Origin of the sequence: Nostoc sp. XA010, from assembly GCF_020829625.1 — a bacterium.
GTDB lineage: Bacteria > Cyanobacteriota > Cyanobacteriia > Cyanobacteriales > Nostocaceae > Nostoc.
Window position 1 is genome coordinate 51,091 of the sequence record NZ_JAIVFX010000015.1, and the last position, 21,225, is coordinate 72,315.

Consider the following 21,225-nt stretch of genomic DNA (forward strand, 5'->3'; position numbering starts at 1 on the left):
AATTACTTTATTTAAACAGCTTTTAGGTACGGAACTGTTCCACAGCTTCTGTGTAACGTATCGGCAATACGTATTCTAGGTTTTCGTGAGGACGAGCAATAATGTGAGTGGATAACACTTCACCACCAAAGACTCTTTTCGCCGCTTCAACCCCAGCAGCTACGGAAGCTTGTACTTCCGATACATCTCCCCTAACTATCACGGTGACGCGAGCGCTACCAATTTTTTCATACCCTACTAAAGTCACACGGGCGGCTTTCACCATCGCATCAGCAGCTTCCACTACTGCTGGAAAGCCCTTCGTTTCAATCATCCCAACTGCAATTGGCATCGCAGAACTCCTACAATATTAATCCAATCTGTACTGTCGCTTAAAATTTTTGACGGGGAGAGCTTGATCTTAATAGCTAAGAAAACACTTCCAAATTAAGCATAGGAAAGGTTGGCCTTCCTGGCAATATAAATTACTATAATAGTTTATGATAAGAAAGTTTTAAAAAACTTAACAAAAGTTTATCTGTCCTCCTGAGCAATTAAAGTTCACTGATTCCTAGAGTAGCCATTTATGCTTTATAATTTCTTTATCACATTTACAAAACGACATTCATAACCAAGGGTAATTTTATCTGGGGAGGGACGACAAGCTGCTATATGTTATGCTGTGTCTAGGTTCTGCCAATTTTGGCTATATGTACAAGGACTAACTGAAAAATATATAATTTTTTCAAATATATCGTATAAATTACTTTGTTCAAAGTAGAAATAAAAATGTAAAAACAAAGGTGGGGTTAAAGCAAGTAAATGCTTTAACCTGTGTAAAGTTATATTTTATCAAAGTTTAATAGGGTAAAGAAAAGTAAAAATACTTATGAAAATTTAGTTGAAACAAGAGTAAAAAAATATTGATGTTTCTACTAAATTAATTTTGTAAAATTAATAATAGTATAAAAGCTTTTTTAAAATTAAGGCTGAGTCCTCAAGGTGAATTTAAATGGATCAATTTCTATTTTCAACAAGTTGGTTTGTGCCGTTATATAGCTTATTAGGCGCAATTTTGACGTTGCCGTGGGGAATAGGAATAATTCAGCGAACGGGGCCAAGACCTGCGGCATACATAAACTTGTTGACGAGTGTTTTGGCTTTTGCCCATAGCCTGTTTGTATTTAACATTATCTGGGATAGAGAACCAGAAAAGTTACTGGTGACGTGGTTTAAAGCTGCTGATTTAGACTTATCTTTTGCCTTGGAACTTTCGGCAGTCAGCATTGGGGCAACAGTTTTAATTACAGGGTTAAGCTTACTTTCACAAGTTTACGCTCTGGGTTACATGGAAAAAGACTGGTCGTTGGCGCGTTTTTTTTCGCTGCTGGGATTTTTTGAAGCAGCGCTGAGTGCTTTAGCAATCAGTGATTCTTTGTTTTTCAGCTATGGGCTTTTGGAAGTGCTGACGCTTTCGACTTACTTGCTGGTGGGATTCTGGTATGCTCAACCGCTAGTAGTGACAGCAGCGCGGGATGCGTTTTTAACCAAACGGGTAGGAGACTTATTGCTGCTGATGGGAGTGGTGACGCTTTCCACCTTAGCCGGCAGTTTGAACTTTTCAGATTTATATGAGTGGGCGCAAACAGCTAATTTAAGTCCAATGACATCAACATTGCTGGGGTTGGCGTTAATTGCTGGGCCTGCTGGTAAATGCGCCCAATTTCCCCTGCATCTTTGGTTGGATGAGGCAATGGAAGGGCCCAACCCCGCCTCGGTAATGAGAAACTCACTAGTAGTAGCTGGTGGTGCTTATTTACTGTATAAACTACAACCATTGTTAGCCCTGTCGCCAGTTGCCTTGAATGTATTAGTAGTCATGGGAACGGTGACGGCAATTGGGGCAACATTAGTATCCATAGCTCAAATTGACATTAAGCGATCGCTATCTCATTCTACCAGTGCATACATGGGGTTAGTGTTTTTGGCAGTGGGGTTGCAGCAAGGGGGTGTGGCCCTAATGTTGCTCTTAACTCATGCGATCGCTAAAGCATTATTATTCATGAGTTCCGGTTCAGTAATCTTGACTACCCAAAGCCAAGACTTAACAGAAATGGGCGGACTGTGGTCAAGGATGCCAGCCACAACTACTGCCTTTATTGTCGGTTCAGCCGGAATGGTAACACTCCTACCACTAGGAAGCTTTTGGGCAATGCTAGCATGGGCTGACGGTTTTGTGAATATTAGCCCTTGGGTAATTGGAGTTTTATTATTGGTTAATGGCTTAACAGCATTAAACTTGACCAGAGTATTCAGATTAGTCTTCTGGGGAAAACCGCAACAGAAAACCCGTCGTACCCCAGAAGTTGGTTGGCAGATGGCCTTACCAATGGTGATTCTCACAGTCTTGACTCTGCTTGTGCCTCTAATGCTACAGCAATGGTACTTGCTACCAGATTGGGAAAGTATTAATTGGTATGTGGCGTTAGCGTTGTTTACTTCTACCGTGGTGGGGGTAGGTGTAGGGTCTACAGTTCATCTACACAAAGCTTGGTCAAGATCCAGAATCTTGGCGTGGAGATTTATCCAGGACTTGTTAGGTTATGATTTTTATATTGACCGAGTTTATCGCGTAACGGTAGTTAGTGCAGTCGCACTGCTATCTAAAATTTCTGCTTGGAGCGATCGCTATTTAGTCGATGGTCTAGTGAACTTAGTTGGGTTTGCGACAATTATTGGCGGACAAACTTTAAAGTACAGCATTTCGGGGCAATCTCAGGGCTATATGTTGACCATCCTAGCAGTTGTCAGCGTCCTGGGTTTTTTCATCAGCTGGTCATCGGGTTTACTAGATAAATTGCCTTTTTAAGAGTGTTGAGTCAGAAGTTAGGAGTTAGGAGTTAAGAGTTAGGGATTATTATTCTCCCCCTCTTTCCCTATCCCCTGTCCCCTATCCCCTATCCCCTTCTATCTATGCTTAGTGTTTTAATTCTAGTGCCGTTAATCGGTGCAGCTTTAATTGGTTTCTCGCCCTCTGGCATCAGTGGAAAATTTGCCCGTGGGGTGGCTTTAGTCTTTGCCAGTATCGCTTTCTTGTGGACAATTGCCCTAGCAATTGAGTTCCATCCAGGGGAAATTACTCAACAGTTTGCTGAGTCTCTCCCTTGGGTAGATGTTTTAGGCTTGAATTATAACCTTGGGATAGATGGTTTATCTTTGCCACTGCTGGTTTTGAATGGATTGTTAACTTGCATTGCCATTTACAGCAGCGATGAATCCCTACAGCGTCCTAAATTTTATTACTCTTTGATATTATTATTAAGCGCTGGGGTGACTGGAGCTTTTCTGGCACAGGATTTACTGCTATTTTTCTTGTTTTACGAATTGGAACTAATCCCGCTATATCTGTTGATAGCCATTTGGGGTGGGGAAAAGCGAGGTTATGCTGCAACAAAATTTCTCATTTATACTGCCGTTTCGGGAATCTTGATTTTGGCAAGTTTTCTCGGCATGGTTTGGCTGAGTGGTTCCTCTAGCTTTGCACTAGCAACCTTGAACCCTACGACTCTACCTCTAGCGACACAGCTTTTACTGCTAGCAGGCATTTTAGTAGGTTTCGGGATTAAGATTCCCTTAGTTCCCTTCCATACCTGGTTGCCAGATGCTCACGTTGAAGCTTCCACACCAATTTCTGTGCTGTTGGCTGGAGTGTTGCTGAAGTTAGGAACTTATGGCTTACTGCGGTTTGGCATGAACTTGTTACCAGAAGCTTGGGCTTATGTGGCTCCTTGGTTAGCGACTTGGGCAGTAGTTAGTGTACTGTATGGTGCATCCTGCGCGATCGCCCAAACCGATATGAAAAAAATGGTGGCGTACAGTTCCATTGGACACATGGGGTATGTACTTTTAGCGGCGGCGGCTTCCACACCATTAAGTGTGTTGGGTGCTGTTATGCAGATGATTAGCCACGGCTTGATTTCCGCCATGCTGTTTTTGTTGGTAGGGGTTGTGTATAAAAAAGCCGGAAGCCGGGATTTAGAGGTTCTCCAAGGATTGCTGAACCCAGAACGCGGTATGCCTGTAATTGGTAGCTTGATTGTTGTGGGAGCGATGGCTAGTGCTGGGATACCGGGAATGGTCGGGTTTATTTCCGAATTCATCGTTTTTCGGGGAAGTTTTCCAGTTTTTCCAGTGCAAACGCTGCTATCAATGCTTGGCACAGGTTTAACTGCGGTTTACTTCCTAATACTTCTCAACCGCGCCTTTTTTGGACGCTTGTCTGCACAAGTTACTAACTTACCACGGGTGTATTGGAGCGATCGCGCCCCAGCTGCAATTTTAGCTGTGCTGATTGTGATTTTCGGTATTCAACCTGGTTGGTTAGCACGCTGGACTGAACCAACAATTACAGCAATGGTAAATAGCCAAAACGTAGTAGTAGCAGTGTCCTTGGATAAAGTGGGGAATGGGGATTAGGGAATGGGAAGAAGCTGGGGAGCAGGGAGCAGGGGAGAATTGGGGACAAGGGGACAAGAGGTGAGAACTTGAAACAAGTCTTTCCCCTTATCCCAAAATCCTCTTGCCCATGCCCAATGCCCCATGCCCAATGCCCTAATTCCTAAAGTTTTTGGAGAGATAGCAATGGTAACTATTAAAAAGAGAGCGGTTCATAATCCCTTAGCTGAGTATATTGAACGTTTGCAAAAAGGAGAGGCATTACTTCCCGATAATCCAGAAAATGTGCTGGAAGTTGTTGGTATTCTTAAAAGTTATGGCGTAGTTTTAGATGCCTATTCAAAAAATCTTAATTATATTGCCGAGCATCAGTTTTTAATATTTTTCCCATTTTTTAAATACTTTAATGGAGAGGTTTCTTTTCAGAAATTACTCCGTCACTGGTGGCATAACCGAATTAATTTTGAATATGCCGAGTATTGTATGAAAGCCATGATGTGGCACGGTGGCGGCGGACTAGATACGTATTTAGATACAGAAGAATTTCAAGAAAGAGCGCAAGCCGTTATCGCTGCAAAGTTTAAAAATAATCCTTTAATTGCGGGTATCAACCAACTGTTTCCAGATTTCTTAACAGAAAACTTGCGCGTCTCTGCTTACTACACTGGCTTAGGTCAATTCTGGCGAGTAATGGCTGATATGTTCCTCAGCTTATCAGACCGCTACGACCAAGGTGAAATAAAATCGATTCCCCAAGTTGTAGAACACATTAAAGCAGGGTTAGTGGCAAATGCATCAAACCCAATTACCTACGCCGTCAAAATTCGGGATGAAGTCTATGAAATCATTCCCAAAAGCGTTGGTTTGACCTTCTTAGCAGATACAGCAATACCTTATGTAGAAGCAGTATTCTTCCGGGGAACTCCTTTCCACGGTACAGTTTCATACAACGCCCAAGGATATCAAATTCCCCCAGATCAAACTCGATTTGAATATGGCGCATTGTATGCCGATCCTTTACCCATCGGCGGCGCGGGTATTCCTCCCACCTTGTTGATGCAGGATATGCGTCATTATCTTCCAGAGTATTTGCACGAAATTTATCGTCACAGTCTTCGGGGCGAAGATGATTTGCGGGTACAAATTTGCATAAGTTTCCAAAAATCGATGTTTTGCGTAACGACAGCAACGATTTTGGGACTGATGCCTTATCCTTTGGATACTAAAGATCCAAATGAGGAAAAAGGTAATCGAGTTTATTTAGAAAAGTGGATGAGTCGGTTAGAAACTTCGCGGTTGCTAGATGTCAATAAATAACTGAATTTATACAGAGAAATTTCAGATGCTTCTCAATCGCTATAAAAATTTTCACCTAATTCAGCAACTTGATCCAGATGAAATTGCAAATGTGGGGCCACCGGAAAATTTAGTAGAATACTTTGGGGATGTTCCTGAAAATTTTTGCCTCCGGCACGCTCCGCGAACACGAATGTACCATCAGACTCTGGTAGCTGCGTATGGTCTGGGAACGGGGTGAGGGCGGTGGATGGATCAGTTGCAGAGGTCATAAGACTACCTTTGCAGGAGTAAGGGTTGTTTTTTAGTTTAGCAAGCATAGATGAGCGCTTTTTCTAATTAGCTTTAAGATTATTGGATTTTTGGCCCAATGTACCCAATGAGAATTTTAGCTGGCCCTAATTCTTCAGAAAAATGAAGCCGCCAAGCCCCTGCACCAGTCATTCTTAGGTGGAAACTAAAGATACGATGCACATTATCAGGACACTTAAAGGTTAGTTTCGGCTTTAATTTTTCAAGTCTAGAGTCACTTTCTGGAGTCGCTTTGCTAGGAATAAGGTCTAAATTAAAAGCTCCATCTGTCCAAGTTTTACAGTAGTTTTCTAGTTCAAACAACTTGTTTACAACCTGTCTGAACATTGGCGTTCCAGTATAAAGGCTTTGTATCTGCTTACTAACACTTTCGCAAAAGAGTAGAGAAGGGAATAATTCTCCTCTGCGGTTCCATAAATCTAAGCCGTCACTAACTCCTTGACGTATACGCTCTTGAAAACCGTCAATCCAATCATGGTGTTCCTGCACATGGTTACTACAACTGGCGTGTAACACATTTTCATACCTGATAATCAATGGCTCTTCTTGTTCTTCTTCATCTACTGTTGTTACCTGCAACTTCAAGCTACTGCAATCCCACAGTGGTTCAGATTTGAGGCTCACTGCAAGGGAATTAAACACAAAAGCATAATAAAGTCCAATAGCTTGTTGTCCTTGATAACTTGCCTCAATTCCCGGATCTGGAATATCTGGTAAAGGCAGATCGTTTTTATCTTGAAGAGTTTTAAGGAATCTTCGAGCTTCTAAATCTACATCTGGATCATTACGCCACTGTACTACTCTATAGTCTGGTGCAAGTTCTGAGTAATTAAAATCACTTTTAGTACGAAGCTTTCTCTTGATTCCACTGGGAGGCTTGATTGAAAATATTGTGTTGATTAACTCTGTCATCAATTGTCTTGCTGTAGTAATATCAGAAGCACAAGTGTGTAAAGAGAGTTCATTAAAAACGATTTCTATATCCACCGTTTTATTCTCCCACTGGTTCTAATAAAACTTCCAAGCTCTTATCCCATTCATCAAAGAAACCATCTGGCCATTTGTCAATTCTTCCACTGCGATTAATTCGTGGTGATATTACTTCTGTCAAAGCTTGTCCTTCTTTGTCTTGTTGCTGAAAGTAATGCAACTGGACATAATGCGGGGGAATAATACCACCATGAACAGCAAGACGAATCCCATTTAAAACATGATCACTATGAGTTTCTATCACAACCTGAATATCATAACTAGCTGCTAGTGCTAATAATTCTCCCATTTTGGCTTGTCCTCTAGGATGAAGATGAGCCTCTGGGTTTTCAACTAGGATTAGTGTACCAGGAGGAGATGAAAGTATAGCTACAATAATTGATAAAGTGTAGGTAATTCCAAAACCAACGTTGGTTGCACGGTAAAGATTACTATCTCCATAAAAATATTTGATAGTCACTAAACCCATCGCTGAGTTAGCTTCTATTTTGATACGTATACCAGGACTAACCTCTCTCATCCATGCTTCCACTTGATCTATCAGATTCATTGATTTTGCTTGTGGATAGCTGAGATTAGAGATGGGAATTGGTTCATCTCCATAAATATAAAGAAAATGGGCTGTATATTCTCCTTGAGTACCAATTTGTCTAAGTCTTCGGACTTGATAATCAGATATTTCATTAAATGAACGTGGGCCTATTCGTTCCGCTTTAAGGTAGTGAAAATATTTGCTAAAAATATATGATTGACGGATTTCAGATTCATTTGGTTCTGAAATTACATTTAAAACATCTTCTTCTTTCTTCTCTGGGTTGTAATTAAAATCCCATATACCTTCATACTTTTCCCAGATAATCTCAAAGCTTATATGGCTATCTTTTGCACCCTCATAAAGGGCATCTTGTGCTGTACCAATACTGACTAATTCACCATTTAGTGCCAAGCCAGTTTTTGGCAATAAATCCTGTTGATAAGATTGGCGTAGTAGTAGTAATGATTGAAGTACAGAAGATTTTCCAGTGCTGTTAAGTCCAGATATTAGTGTTAAAGGTCTAAATTCAAGCAACTGATTATCAAAACGTTTGAAGTTGATCAGGCGGAGAGAAGTAATCATGAAAGCACTTCCTGAATGATTTTTTCTATAGTACTAAATCTATACTGTACTTTCTCGGTCGCCTGAGATATAGATTCTAAAAAAGATTTATCGTTGTCTATATATGTCTTGAATAAATTGATTAATTTTTCTTTTCTATCTATCAAAACTTGGATTTGCTCATTACTCAATTTATTCAGAAGTACTGACCAAGATTCAAATAGAGCTTTATTTACAGGAAACTGTTTTTTCTGATAATTAGATATTTTACGAAACGCATCTTTACCAAAGATATTCCTGCTAGCTATCATTGTTCTTTTAAAATCATTTTCAATTTCATTTAACTCTATCTCCGAAAGTTTATTTGCTTTAGATAATGCTTTGGATAAAAAAGTATCTCGTTTGTCTATATATTCTTGGTAAGAAGTTAAAGTAAAAGCTATAAACCCTAGTATAAATTCCCGATCATCCATACGCATTTTGCGATTATTGCCAAGTTTAACCACTTGCTGAAATTCTGGAGATGCTGCAAGTTTAGTCAAAAACTTCGTTCCCTTACCAGGATTAAGAGCATGGCGTAATTCTTGAGGATATAAAGGAAGTCCTCCTGTATTAATGCGTTTAAAAATATTATATTTAATTTCTAGAGGTGTCCCTTTTTCGATCAAATACACTGTTAGTTGAGTTTCTTCAAGGCGACGTTGGTATCTGCGATCGATTTCATCGTAGGTTTTACCTTCTAGATTTGTAAGATATTCTAATCCAGATAGTTTGAGTTCTTTGTCGAGAATAAAGCGCCTTAGTGCAAATAGGCGCTGTAATCCATCGACTACTACCCATTTATCTTCATTAGTGGCATCTATATAAAGTGCTGGTATAGGGATACGGATAATAATAGATTCTATTAGCCTACTCTGAGCATCTTCTTTCCATATATTCGCATGACGTTGGAAATCAGGTGCTAAATCAAGTCCTTCTTCATTGATTCTTTTAAGCAATAACTCTATTGTAGGTTCTCTAGTTATAATATTAATTTTATCAGGATCATACAGGAAAGTAACTTCTTCCTCTTGATATTCCTCTTCTAAAGTTTCTTCATCAGCTAATTCTGCATTGTAGTTATTCAAATCCGTCACAGCGCTTACTCCTTAGTATTAACATTTGTTTGTTCACTCAGTTATGAGTGATACTTAGTGTTACTACATCAGCAAATGGGGCTTTTTAACTGGCGTACTTTAATCCTACTATCTCTCCAAATAATAAAGACGCGAAATTTCGCGCCTCTACGTACCTAGTCTATTACTTGTTTATCTTCCCCAGGCAAATCTAAAATCGGCGCGATCGCCTCTGATAACATCAGAGCAATTGCACCTTAAAGCAAATACCTAAACCTCTGGTTCAATACCGATCGCTCGCTAAAACATTAATCTCAAAGTACACGTAGTAAGCTGGGAATACTTTCAATCGCTGACAAATTCCGTATTTCTGCCAAAGCTTGCCTAAAATTACCTTCCCGTACATCATGGGTAACAACCACAATCTCTGCGAGTTCCCCTTGAAAGCCAGTTTGGACAATTGACTCCAAGCTAACGCCATAGTTACCAAAGCAAGTCCCCAATTTTCCGATAACTCCCGGTTGGTCATTGGTGAGGAAACGGGCGTAAAACCGAGTTATCAATTCTGCCATCGGCGCAATTTGGCAGTATTCCTGATGTCCACAAGCTAATAATGGATTTGCAACTGCTGTATTGATTTTGAGGACAGCAACTAAATTTAAAATATCTGATGTGACAGCACTGGCGGTTGCACCAGCACCAGCACCGGGGCCGAAAAACATTACTTGCCCGATAGGTTCTCCTTCGACAAGAATGGCGTTGTAAACGCCGTTGATGCTAGCCAAAGGGTGGGCTTGAGGCACTAATGTGGGATGAACTCTCACAGAGAGCGGAGATGAGGGAGTATCACGTTTAGCGATCGCTAACAATTTAATCACAAATCCCAATTTTTCGGCGTAGGCAATATCTGTCTTGCTCACTTGCCGAATGCCCTCGGTATAAACATCTTGTAGGTTGATGCGTCCACCAAAACCCAATGATGCCAGGATAGCAATTTTATCTGCTGCATCTAAGCCATCGACATCGGCTGTTGGGTCAGCCTCAGCATAACCCAAGCGTTGGGCATCAGCTAAGACATCGCTGAAGTTGCTGCCTTCTGTCTGCATCCGTGTCAGGATGTAATTAGTTGTACCGTTCACGATGCCAGTTATAGTATGAATACGGTTAACGCTTAAGGACTGCTTTAGAGGTTGAATTACCGGAATACCACCACCCACAGCAGCTTCTAGCATGACGTATACGCCAGCTTGATTGGCAGTTGTGAAAATTTCCGCCCCAAAGCGGGCGATCGCTGCTTTATTGGCGGTGACTACATGCTTACCATTACTTAAAGCTTTCAGGATGAGCGATCGCGCCGGCTCCAGTCCGCCCATCACCTCGACAACTATATCTACCGCCGGATCGTTGACAATTGATTCTAAATCTGTAGTTAAGACTTCCGTAGACAATTCTACTACACGGGGTTTATCGAGCGATCGCACTCCCACCCGATAGATTTCTATCTCTTGCAACAATGGGTGACGCCCAGCGCTATCTTGCAACAACTGCACTGTTCCCGTTCCCACGGTGCCTAATCCCAGTATTCCTAGTTTCACACCCATTTTGCACCCAATTTCACCAATAACAATTGTAGGTAGAGCGTTTGCCCTACCTACTGATTATCCTGCTTCCTTTGTCATTTGTCCTTTGCCCTTTGTCATTTGTCATTTGTCCTTTGCTAATGACTAATGATTAATGATTCATGACTAATGACCAATGACTAATTTAGTATGTTTCTACGTGCCAGCGACCGCCTTTTTTGAGTTGCTTCTGGTAATCACTCCAGGTTACGCCTTCCTTCGCAGCAGCAGCAGTTAAGGCTGCATCAATACCTTCTTCCATACCGCGCAAACCGCAGATGTAGGTGTGGGTTTTTTCATTTTTAATCAACTGCCACAATTCATCTGCGTGTTCTGCTACGCGGTCTTGAATATACATTCTACCGCCTTGGGGATTTTTCTGTTCGCGGCTGATTGCAGCAGTGAGGCGGAAGTTATCAGGATATTTTTGTTGAATTTCTTCCAGTTCTTCCTTATATAAAAGGTTTGGAGTTGTCGGCACACCAAATATTAGCCAAGAGAATCCTTTAAATTGGTATTCTTGGTTCGCTGCTCTTTCCGCATCTTTAAACTGACGCCACAAGTAAGCTCGCATGGGGGCAATACCTGTTCCAGTCGCCATCATAATGACATTAGCATCAGTATCTTGGGGTAACAACATTTCCTTACCCACAGGCCCTGTAATTTTTACCTCTGCCCCTGGTTCCAAGAAACACAAGTGTGTAGAGCAAACACCGTAGACTGTTTCGCTAGTTTCTGGGTGCTTGTACTCCAACTGGCGGACGCATAGTGATACTGTCTTATCATCTACATCATCGCCATGACGAGTTGAGGCGATGGAATAGAGTCTAAGTTTTTCTGGCTTGCCGTTTTTGTCTAATCCTGGCGGAATAATTCCAATACTTTGACCTTCTAGATACTTCAAATCCCCGGCGGAAATGTCAAATTTAAGGTGCTGAACAATACCAATCCCACCTTCTTTGACTAGCGGTTCATTAGATACTACCTTGCCAATAAACGGAGCATTGGGACGGTAAGTGTTTACAGGAACGTCACCGTGGTCTTTTTTGGCTTTCGCTTGAGTCATGGTGTTGCCTTTCTTGTCCTTGTTCTTAAGCTGTTCTTCAGCTGATGATTCAGCGAAGCCTTTGGCTTCACTATCAGCATTTACAGGTGTGGCTTTACCATTTCCTTCACTGTTAGCAGTTTCCTCAGATGTAGCTAACTCGCTGACAACGCTTGTAGCATTCCCAAATGAGGCTTTACCATTAACTGGCTCTAGAGCAGTTATGGGCTGGATGCTAACAATTGTGCCGCCTAGACGAGTGATACGTCGCATTTCTTGATTCATCCGGTTGTAAGGCACTCTGATGAACACACTGCCACTTTTCCGAATTGGGTAGTTAGTTTGATCAGTTTCTTCGCTCTGACGCAAACCCACCACTTCATAAAGGAAGATGCGGCTACCTAATTCTGTGTTGGCAGCACCCTCAACAGCACCTTGATTGTACATTCGTTCTACCACTCCGATAATTTACTTAACCGTTTTTCAAAAAAAAACTATTCCCCTACCTTGCCAGCTTTAGTTTACCGGATTTTCGTTTCACAAAACTGACCATGTAGGAAAAACGGCATCATTGAATTAATGCCTTGCTAAGTACACTCACCAAAGACATGCAGGCATAGCAAAAAACACACCTGTTCACCTTTTAAGGTAAAGGATAAGTCTTGTGGAGAATGTTAATAATGAGTCAATTTAATCTTTTTTTCGTTAACTACCACCCCCATCAGGGAGATGGTTTTTTACCTTATTACCCAACGAGCAACTTAAAGGGGCAGATATTGTAGGAAGCTTGATTCGATTATTACTGGAAGTTAGTGCTCAGTTGACTTCCAAAAATTGCCGTTGCGCTTGCCTACTCCAAGAGTTTAAATCGGAAATGCCAATTCCAGAAGGTTTTCTTCCAATTGGTTTTACTTCTTTAAATCTACTATCTGGGAATATTGTTAGCCATATTCATGACCTGTCTATGGATAATGACATGACTCTGACAACTCCAGCTACAAACATAACGATGTAGAAAACCGTGATTTTAGCAACTCTAATCAGTTTCACTTGATGTGAAAAATCTGTCAACCTTTATCAGTACTTGGCCATAACGTCAACGCTTCTATCTGAGCATATTTATAAATTTACAGCCAAGAATTTGACTAATGCAAGTTCTTTGCTCATTCGTTGGATAGATTTTTGCTTTGAATATATCCAAGTATTGTCGAGCAGGAATTACAATTTAGGAACATCAAAAAATTTGCGGCAATAATAAATTATACCTTATAGTCTTGTTTATAGTCACAAGTAGCGGACTGATAAAGGTGCAACGCTGATGGGCAAAGCTGATCCCCATTTTTAAATTAACAACTAAATCAACAAAAAAATGGTTCATGAACCACCCTAATTCTTCTTAAGAGCAATCTTGTATGGGATACCCCCTTCTGTTAAAATCAAATATACCACTAGGATTAAATACTTACCGGCACCAAAATTCAGGCTAGTCCGACGAGTAGCAACTTAATTACTTTTGTTGCCTACTTGCTTGGTGTCTTATAGATGTGCTAGGTAGCAAGAACGCAGGATAAACCAAAGGGGTAAACTCCTGGCTTCAGGATCTGCTGTGTGAAAAAATATTGAGACAATTTTAGTATTTTAGAGGAGATTTATGACAAATAAGCCGGAACGCGTGGTACTGATTGGAGTAGCCGGAGACTCTGGGTGCGGGAAATCTACGTTTTTGCGTCGTTTGATTGATTTGTTTGGTGAAGATTTAATGACAGTCATTTGCTTAGATGACTATCATTCCCTAGATCGCAAACAGCGTAAAGAAACGGGGATAACAGCACTAGACCCCAGAGCAAACAATTTTGACCTGATGTATGAGCAAATTAAAGCGCTCAAAAGTGGTCAAGCGATTGATAAACCGATTTATAACCACGAAACTGGCTTGATTGATCCGCCAGAGCGGATAGAGCCGAATCACATTATAGTTGTTGAAGGGCTGCATCCTTTATATGATGAGCGGGTGCGATCGCTAATCGACTTCAGTGTTTATTTTGACATTAGTGATGAAGTCAAAATTGCCTGGAAAATCCAGCGAGATATGGCTGAACGTGGCCATCGCTACGAAGATGTCTTAGCGCAAATCAATTCCCGCAAACCTGACTTTGATAAATTTATCGAACCACAAAGAGAATTTGCTGATGTGGTTCTGCAAGTATTACCCACGAACTTGATCAAAAACGACACGGAGCGCAGAGTCTTGCGAGTACGTATGCTCCAGCGCGAAGGTAAGGAAGGCTTTGAGCCAACCTACCTATTTGATGAAGGGTCAACAATTAATTGGACTCCTTGTGGACGCAAGCTGACCTGTTCTTATCCTGGTATGCAACTGTATTACGGTTCAGATGTTTACTACGGCCGCTATGTCTCAGTACTAGAGGTGGATGGTCAATTTGACAACTTGGAAGAAGTAATTTATATCGAAACCCATCTCAGCAATACATCCACTAAATATCAGGGTGAATTGACTCACTTGTTACTCCAGCACCGCGAGTATCCAGGTTCCAATAATGGTACTGGTTTCTTCCAAGTGCTTACAGGTTTGAAAATGCGTGCTGCCTATGAGCGGTTGACAACTACCGAAGCAAAGTTAGCAGTTCAAGTTTAAAGCAGCGGTGTTTGTGTCAAAGTTTGTGGGGGCGCTTCTGGGTGTCCCCTTTTTTTGTGTTATTAAATACTTTTAACTACAAAATAATTAGCATAAATTGATCTTTTTTACAGATACTTACCTGATAACTAGTGGTTTTTATCGATATTAAGAAGATATTAACGACTGAAGTATAAATATTGTTATGATTTCATAAATTAATGTGAGTTCGACTGCTTATATGGTGTTCACCTAACGAGCCGAATCAAAAGACCTCTAAGAGGTTTTACTACCCAAAACCATGTCTCTTTGAGTCAGAGAGGGGCAGGCTTGAACTTTAGTTCAAGTTAGGGACAGGTTCATCTAACTCACGCTAAATTAGGTAGTTGAACTAAATACTACATTTAGTTCAGCCAAAAAGATCAAGTCAGGAGGAATTCCTTTGTCTCGTCGATATCTATTTACCTCGGAGTCAGTCACCGAAGGTCATCCAGATAAAATCTGCGATCAGATTTCTGATACCATTTTGGATGCCCTACTGACACAAGACCCCAGCAGCCGCGTCGCTGCTGAAGTAGTAGTTAATACTGGTTTGGTGCTAATCACTGGTGAAATAACCACCAAAGCCAATGTGAATTTCGTCAATCTCGCCCGTCAGAAAATTGCTGAAATTGGCTATACCAATGCCGATAATGGGTTTTCTGCTAACAGCACCAGCGTTTTGCTGGCTTTAGACGAACAATCACCCGATATTGCCCAAGGCGTTAACACCGCCCAAGAAACCCGCGAACAAGATAGCGATGAACAATTTGACAAAATTGGTGCGGGCGATCAAGGTATAATGTTCGGTTTTGCCAGTAACGAAACACCAGAACTGATGCCTTTACCCATCAGTCTCGCCCACCGCATTGCTCGCCGATTGGCAGCAGTCCGCAAAACAGGTGAATTGTCATACCTGCGTCCTGACGGTAAAACCCAAGTAACTGTGATCTACGAAGATGGACGTCCAGTAGGTATTGATACTATTCTAATTTCTACCCAACATACAGCCAGTATTGGGGAAATCACGGATGAGGCGGCTGTACAAGCCAAAATTAAACAAGACCTCTGGTTAGCAGTGGTCGAACCTGTTTTTGGCGACATTGACATTAAGCCTAATGAGGAAACACGTTTTTTAGTCAACCCCACTGGCAAATTTGTCGTTGGTGGTCCTCAGGGAGACTCTGGTCTGACAGGACGGAAAATAATTGTTGACACCTACGGTGGTTATTCACGGCATGGTGGCGGCGCTTTTTCTGGTAAAGATCCTACGAAGGTAGACCGTTCTGCTGCTTATGCTGCTCGTTATGTGGCGAAAAATATTGTCGCTGCTGGGTTGGCAGAAAAAGTTGAAATTCAGCTATCCTATGCCATTGGCGTAGCACGACCAACAAGCATTCTGGTTGATACCTTTGGCACCGGTAAAGTGGATGAAGAAACCTTACTGGAATTAATCAACCAGCACTTTGAACTGCGTCCGGCGGGGATTATTCATGCCTTCAACTTACGTAACTTACCAAGTGAACGAGGCGGACGTTTTTATCAGGACGTCGCGGCTTACGGTCATTTTGGGCGGGCTGATTTAGACTTACCTTGGGAACAGACCGATAAAGCCGAGTTCTTGAAGCAAGCAGCAAATGAGTTGCTTTCGGCAGTAGTTGCTCAAGCACTAACTTAGACTTATACGCTACTGCAAAAACTTAATTTGTTTATATATATCTGAGGGTATTGGCAACTTCACAAATTGTTTATACCCTCATTTATCTAAAACAGAATTTAGCATGAATTCTGACTTTGCAATATTTGAATTTTTTTCGGAATCTTAACCCTATCTGGGGTGTTAAGCTGTCGCGCAGAGATTAGTGACAACTATTTTGAGGAGAAATTATGCAAGAGTTTGTGATTTATCAAGATATCCTTCAAAAAGGAAGACAGCAGGAAGCGCTAGCACTGATAAAATGCGAACAATTGCAGAAATTAACGAAAAAATTAGCCGCCAACGTGCGGTAGTATTGACAACTGAAGAATTAAAAGCACGAGTTGTAGAAATCGGTGTTACTAAAGCAGCTAAAGAAGTTGATGTAATTACCACTGGCACATTTGAGCCGATGGAATCAAGTGGTGCAATTATCAATCTCGGACACACTGACCCCCCGATAAAAATTCGCCGATGCTGGTTAGATGGCGTTCCAGCATACTCTGGTTTTGGGGCAGTAGATTTATATTTGGGTGCGAGTTCTGCTGTAGAGACGACGGACGGGGAAGAAGTCAGAGAACGTGGCGGCGGTCATGTAATCGAAGATTTGATCGCTGGTAAACCAATACACGTAAAAGCGCAAGGACAAGTAACAGATTGTTATCCCAGAGCAACTTTTGAAACTACAATTACCAATGAAACGATTAATCAGTTTTATTTATTCAATCCGCGCAATCTTTATCAAAATTTTATTGTTGGGGTAAATGGTGGCGATCGCCCCCTCTTCACCTATCTCGGCCCTTTACAACCGCGTTTAGGGAATGCCGTTTACTCTAACCCCGGTGCTATTTCCCCCTTACTCAACGACCCCGATTTGCAACTCGTTGGTATAGGTACTCGAATTTTTTTAGGCGGTGGTATTGGCTATGTGGCGTGGGAAGGCACTCAGCACTTTCCTTTACAAAAGCGTTTAGCTAATCGTACACCGATTGGACCTTCCGCCACTTTAGCTTTAATCGGTGATGCCAAGCAAATGGATGCTCACTGGGTGCGGGGATGTTACTTCAAAAGTTATGGCCCCTCATTGATGTTAGGCGTTGGTGTACCACTACCTGTGTTAAATGAACAAGTAGTTGAACGCTGCGCCGTCCAAGATCAAGACTTAGTAGCCCCAATAGTGGATTTTTCCATTCCCCGGCGCGTTCGTCCCACCTTTGGTTTAGTGAGTTACGCCCAACTCAAATCTGGGAGGATCACCATTGAGGGCAAAGCTGTACGCTCTGCCCCCTTAGCGAGTTTGTTTTTTTCTAGGCAAGTCGCCCTAGAGTTGAAAAAGTGGATCGAAGCAGGTACGTTTACCCTGACAGAACCAGTTGCCCCAATTCCGATGGAGCGATCTTTTCTACCCCAAGACCGGAGGACGGATTTTTGAGGGGATGAGAGGGAGTTTATTTCCCCTGCTCCCTCATCTCCCCCTGCTTCCCCTGCCCCCCATACTTTATTCTTGAGTCGGTTTCGGTCGCTTGATGGGCTTAGGAGCGGGCGTTTTAGGTATAGGTTTTGACACTACAGAGGTATCGCCGCCTGCGCCTGTTTTCTTGATAGGACGTGGGGTTTCACCACTGCGTCTGGGGGGAAATGGTTTTCTACCAGCACCACCGCCACCGCCAGCACGAGGGACACCTTTGAATGGTGGTTTACGTTTTTTGGGCAAGTCAGCGATCGCCTCAGCTTTTTCTACTATTAAAACGTCAGCTTCTCGCTTGGCTTGGAAGTCCCAGAACTTTCCTACTGCTTTGGTAGTCAGCACACCCCTCAATTTCAATTTAAAATATTTGGGCTTCTCAGTTGGTTTGCGTGCAGCCTGCCTAATTTTGACTACCAAGCTCTTAGCGTCAAAAGATTGGTATACTACCTCACCACGAACAGAAAAACCACCATCTGCAACTTCTGATGAGGGAATTACGGGAATTGTACTTAGTTCAGAGTTCTCGGATAAGCCATCATCGGGTGTCTGTAATTGCAACTCCAAGTCTGACTCGTCTTCATCTGTTGAGTTTTTTGCCAGATTTTCTGGCTCCCAAACTCCGACGATTTGGATATGCAAGGTATCATTTTCTTGTCTTGTACGTGGATATACTACCCACAAGTGTTCTTTTTCTAAGTCTAGATGATTCTTGACTAAGCTCATAATCCGGCCTAGGAGGACGGCATTGAGTTCTACACCATCGGTAGTCAGCAGCGTACCTTGAGTAAATTGTTCGCTGCTAGCATGATACCGACCCCTGACCAACCCGATCGCTCGATATTGCATCGGCTCACTGGGAGGCGGAATCGGTTGCTGTCGATTGACTAAGTTCCCATTTGAGTCAGTCTCAATGGGGTTAACAGGCGAGTTTTCAGGCTTAGAGGACTTGGCTGCTATATGAACATTAGCGGCTGCCTCTATGTTAGTTGGGCCCTGGTTAGAGGCAGAAGAATTGGAAGATTCAGGCAACGGCATCAGGTCGGAATTCATAAAAACTCCTTGCGGCGGAGACACATCCCATTGTGGGATTTTACAAAGGCAGCTGGAAAGAGCATTTGTGCGACTGATGAAAGTATATTTGCTTTTAACAAAGTCACACTAGGGTACTCTATAACAATACTAAAGGCGCTAAATTGAGTGTATAAACACTAAACGTGTAATTTAGCGCCTTTACACTAGTTTCGGAAGCATATCATAGCTACAATTCTGATGGCTCCTCCTAAAGTCATCACTTACTTTAGCAGTGTAAATAGTTAATTGTTATAAAATTCACAGGCAATTGGCGGTATTCCGCAAAGTTTTGGAAATTTTTAACTTTACGATTTGTGTAAATGATAATGTCATTAAAATTTAGGAGAAAGACAAAACTGTGTCTCAACCGCGCAATCGTTGGATAGTTCAAATCGTCTTGGCGGTGGCAATTCTTGCTTTTGTGGGTGTTTCGGTGATTCCCATAATTGGAGCATTTAATAATACGCCACCCTCAAACCAGAATACCGCTAGTACCAGAGGCACTTTGACCTCTGCTGACCAAAAATCAAAACTGGAAGACGAAGTACGGGGTTATGAACTGGTTTTGCAAAGGGAACCAGAAAATCAGACTGCGCTCAAGGGCTTATTGCAGGCACGGCTACAATTATTGAGTCAAAAAGAAAAAAGCGAGGTTAAACCAGCTGATATTCAAGTTGTGATTGAACCTTTAGAAAAGTTAGCCAAGCTAAATCCCGAACAGTCAGAATATTCAGTGCTACTGGCTCAAGCCAAACAACAAATTGGCGATCGCGAAGGAGCAGCTCAAGCTTATCGCTCGATTTTAGAGACGAAACCAGGCGATTTGAAGGCTTTACAAGGAATGGTGGCTCTGTTAATCAGTCAGCAACGCCCGGAAGCAGCCATTGGTTTGCTGCAAGAAACTCTCTCTAAGGCAGCCCAAGCAAATACAATTCAGCCTGGAAGTGTAGATACAGTAGCCGTGCAGGTGCTCTTAGGTTCTGTTCACGCTTCCCAGAAACGCTACACTCAAGCTAGCTCTGTATATGACCAAGCAATTAAGAAAGATCCCAAGGATTTTCGCCCCGTTGTCGCCAAAGCGATGCTCTTGAAACAACAGGGCAAAGACGCAGATGCAAAACTTTTATTTGATAGCGCCGCAGCTTTAGCACCTGCTCAGTACAAAGATGAAATTAAGAATGCAGCAACGGCTTCGCCCCTCCCTAATCCTGCTGCATCTCCCGCGCCTTCACCGGAAAGTACTCCGAAGTAATAGGCATTAGGCATTGGGCACTTGTACTAAGGGTATCGTTAAAGCGAAAGCTCCGCTAACGCGTCGCATCTCGTAGAGAAGTATTGGGCATTGGTTATTAATTTTTCTCTCCTCCTCCGCTTCCCCTGCTTCCCCTGCTCCCCCTGCCCCCTGCCCCCTGCTTCCCCTGCCCCCTGCCCCCTGCCCCCTGCCCCCTGCCCCCTCCCCCCCGCCTCCCCTACTTCATCCCCTCACGCTCCCTCAATGGCAGCAATAACACCAAACAGCAAAAACAGGCATCCGCCAATTAAGGTGAGTTGACGCTCAGAAATTCGTCCGGCAATCATTTTGCCGCCGATAACTGCGATCGCAGCACAAATGCCATGTCCTAAAATTGCACCTATTGTCACTCCAATGGGATTATTACCTGCGGCTAGGGCAATGGTGGCAATTTGCGTGCGATCGCCCCACTCTGCCATAAATGTCAACACAAAAGCTTCTATGATAATTGCCAAGGAAGTCTTTTGCTTTGGTAGCTCCAAATCTGCTTTTTTCACCGCAGCTTCGGCCTCTTCTATAACTTCTGTATCACAAGCAGCAGGAGACATCTTACTAGCGTCATATAACAGCTTGAAACCAAACGCAATAAACAAAGCTATTTCGGCGTAATGAATATAAACTTTTGGTAAAAAAGATACCGCTTGTCCAAATAGCACCGAAAGGATTGTCATCGCCGCTAAAGCGGCTGTCACACCTGTAAATACCAGCCGCCGCGAGTGGTGCATTGCCAAAATTACGGCAATAAAAAATGTTTTATCGCCTAATTCGGAAACTGTTATTAATAATAAACCTGCGGTAAAAGCTGTTAACACTCTCTCAAGCTCCTGAAAAATCATTTACCGATGTGAAGCTTGATGAGAACCAAAAGACCTCACCAAGTTTACACTTTTCGGTGTGAACTTAGTGAAGGTCTCGCTTTCAAATATTGATTACTTGCCACCTGAACCAGGCTCATCGCCAGTATGTTGATTCAGATGTACTGGCTTTTAATTTTTTTGGCCAGCAGCTACTCCCCTTCTATGCGAATGTGATTATACATCTTTTCCGGGTAGAAGTCAACGAATTAGGAAATCAAGAGGTATTGGCAGTTTTCATAGAAAATGTTTAGATAATTTTTC

At 42.3% G+C, this 21,225-nt stretch carries 16 protein-coding genes and 1 pseudogene; 7 read left to right on the top strand and 10 right to left on the bottom strand.

What is annotated here, in order from left to right; all coding sequences use genetic code 11:
* Window positions 1–22: 22 nt before the first annotated feature.
* Entirely contained in the window at window positions 23–331 is a 309-nt protein-coding gene (locus LC608_RS21115; RefSeq protein ID WP_012410633.1) for a carbon dioxide-concentrating mechanism protein CcmK, read from the bottom strand.
* Between the two features lie 660 nt (window positions 332–991).
* Between LC608_RS21115 and LC608_RS21120 the strand changes: the two genes are divergently transcribed.
* The 3 genes from LC608_RS21120 to LC608_RS21130 all read left to right on the top strand — a co-directional run bounded on the left by LC608_RS21120 (window position 992) and on the right by LC608_RS21130 (window position 5,751).
* The gene (locus LC608_RS21120; protein WP_229555386.1) at window positions 992–2,848 is read left to right on the top strand and encodes an NAD(P)H-quinone oxidoreductase subunit F; all 1,857 of its coding nucleotides are present in this window, start codon (window positions 992–994) and stop codon (window positions 2,846–2,848) included.
* Window positions 2,849–2,952: 104 nt separating this feature from the next.
* The gene (locus tag LC608_RS21125) at window positions 2,953–4,455 is read left to right on the top strand and encodes an NADH-quinone oxidoreductase subunit M (RefSeq protein WP_229555387.1); all 1,503 of its coding nucleotides are present in this window, start codon (window positions 2,953–2,955) and stop codon (window positions 4,453–4,455) included.
* Window positions 4,456–4,620: 165 nt separating this feature from the next.
* Window positions 4,621–5,751 (top strand): CO2 hydration protein, encoded by a 1,131-nt coding sequence (locus tag LC608_RS21130; protein WP_229555388.1) that lies wholly within the window; start codon window positions 4,621–4,623, stop codon window positions 5,749–5,751.
* A gap of 83 nt (window positions 5,752–5,834) precedes the next feature.
* Here the strand turns inward: LC608_RS21130 and LC608_RS21135 are convergent.
* The 7 genes and pseudogenes from LC608_RS21135 to LC608_RS37625 form a co-directional block, all read right to left on the bottom strand.
* A pseudogene (locus LC608_RS21135) lies at window positions 5,835–6,002 on the bottom strand (Uma2 family endonuclease); the annotation flags it as partial.
* A gap of 79 nt (window positions 6,003–6,081) precedes the next feature.
* Window positions 6,082–7,029, bottom strand: a complete 948-nt coding sequence (locus LC608_RS21140; RefSeq protein WP_229555389.1) for a hypothetical protein — start codon at window positions 7,027–7,029, stop codon at window positions 6,082–6,084.
* Window positions 7,030–7,033: 4 nt separating this feature from the next.
* Window positions 7,034–8,149 (bottom strand): DUF3696 domain-containing protein, encoded by a 1,116-nt coding sequence (locus tag LC608_RS21145; RefSeq protein ID WP_229555390.1) that lies wholly within the window; start codon window positions 8,147–8,149, stop codon window positions 7,034–7,036.
* Window positions 8,146–9,264, bottom strand: a complete 1,119-nt coding sequence (locus LC608_RS21150) for a DUF262 domain-containing protein (protein WP_229555391.1) — start codon at window positions 9,262–9,264, stop codon at window positions 8,146–8,148. Before LC608_RS21150 ends, LC608_RS21145 begins: the two co-directional genes overlap by 4 nt.
* Before the next feature lie 293 nt (window positions 9,265–9,557).
* Window positions 9,558–10,844 carry a homoserine dehydrogenase gene (locus LC608_RS21155; RefSeq protein WP_229555392.1) on the bottom strand — a complete coding sequence of 429 codons (1,287 nt, stop codon included), beginning with the start codon at window positions 10,842–10,844 and terminating at the stop codon, window positions 9,558–9,560.
* Window positions 10,845–11,007: 163 nt separating this feature from the next.
* Window positions 11,008–12,354 (bottom strand): ferredoxin--NADP reductase, encoded by a 1,347-nt coding sequence (petH, locus tag LC608_RS21160; RefSeq protein ID WP_229555393.1) that lies wholly within the window; start codon window positions 12,352–12,354, stop codon window positions 11,008–11,010.
* Window positions 12,355–13,012: 658 nt separating this feature from the next.
* Window positions 13,013–13,108, bottom strand: a complete 96-nt coding sequence (locus tag LC608_RS37625; protein WP_374108419.1) for a helix-turn-helix domain-containing protein — start codon at window positions 13,106–13,108, stop codon at window positions 13,013–13,015.
* 450 nt (window positions 13,109–13,558) lie between these two features.
* Between LC608_RS37625 and LC608_RS21165 the strand changes: the two genes are divergently transcribed.
* From LC608_RS21165 to LC608_RS21175, 3 genes are all read left to right on the top strand, one after another.
* The gene (locus LC608_RS21165) at window positions 13,559–14,563 is read left to right on the top strand and encodes a phosphoribulokinase (RefSeq protein WP_100899933.1); all 1,005 of its coding nucleotides are present in this window, start codon (window positions 13,559–13,561) and stop codon (window positions 14,561–14,563) included.
* 421 nt (window positions 14,564–14,984) lie between these two features.
* On the top strand, window positions 14,985–16,259 hold the full coding sequence (metK, locus tag LC608_RS21170; RefSeq protein ID WP_229555394.1) for a methionine adenosyltransferase: 1,275 nt from the start codon (window positions 14,985–14,987) through the stop codon (window positions 16,257–16,259).
* A gap of 280 nt (window positions 16,260–16,539) precedes the next feature.
* Entirely contained in the window at window positions 16,540–17,709 is a 1,170-nt protein-coding gene (locus tag LC608_RS21175) for a homocysteine biosynthesis protein (RefSeq protein WP_229555395.1), read from the top strand.
* A 66-nt stretch (window positions 17,710–17,775) separates the two neighbouring features.
* On the opposite strand, the gene LC608_RS21180 is transcribed toward LC608_RS21175, so the two are convergent.
* Window positions 17,776–18,795 (bottom strand): hypothetical protein, encoded by a 1,020-nt coding sequence (locus tag LC608_RS21180; protein WP_229555396.1) that lies wholly within the window; start codon window positions 18,793–18,795, stop codon window positions 17,776–17,778.
* Between the two features lie 379 nt (window positions 18,796–19,174).
* On the opposite strand from LC608_RS21180, the gene LC608_RS21185 reads away from it, so the two are divergent.
* Window positions 19,175–20,068 carry a lipopolysaccharide assembly protein LapB gene (locus LC608_RS21185; protein WP_229555397.1) on the top strand — a complete coding sequence of 298 codons (894 nt, stop codon included), beginning with the start codon at window positions 19,175–19,177 and terminating at the stop codon, window positions 20,066–20,068.
* 230 nt (window positions 20,069–20,298) lie between these two features.
* On the opposite strand, the gene LC608_RS21190 is transcribed toward LC608_RS21185, so the two are convergent.
* A complete protein-coding gene (locus tag LC608_RS21190; protein WP_229555398.1) occupies window positions 20,299–20,919 on the bottom strand; it encodes a TMEM165/GDT1 family protein in 621 nt (206 codons plus the stop codon).
* Between the last annotated feature and the right edge of the window lie 306 nt (window positions 20,920–21,225).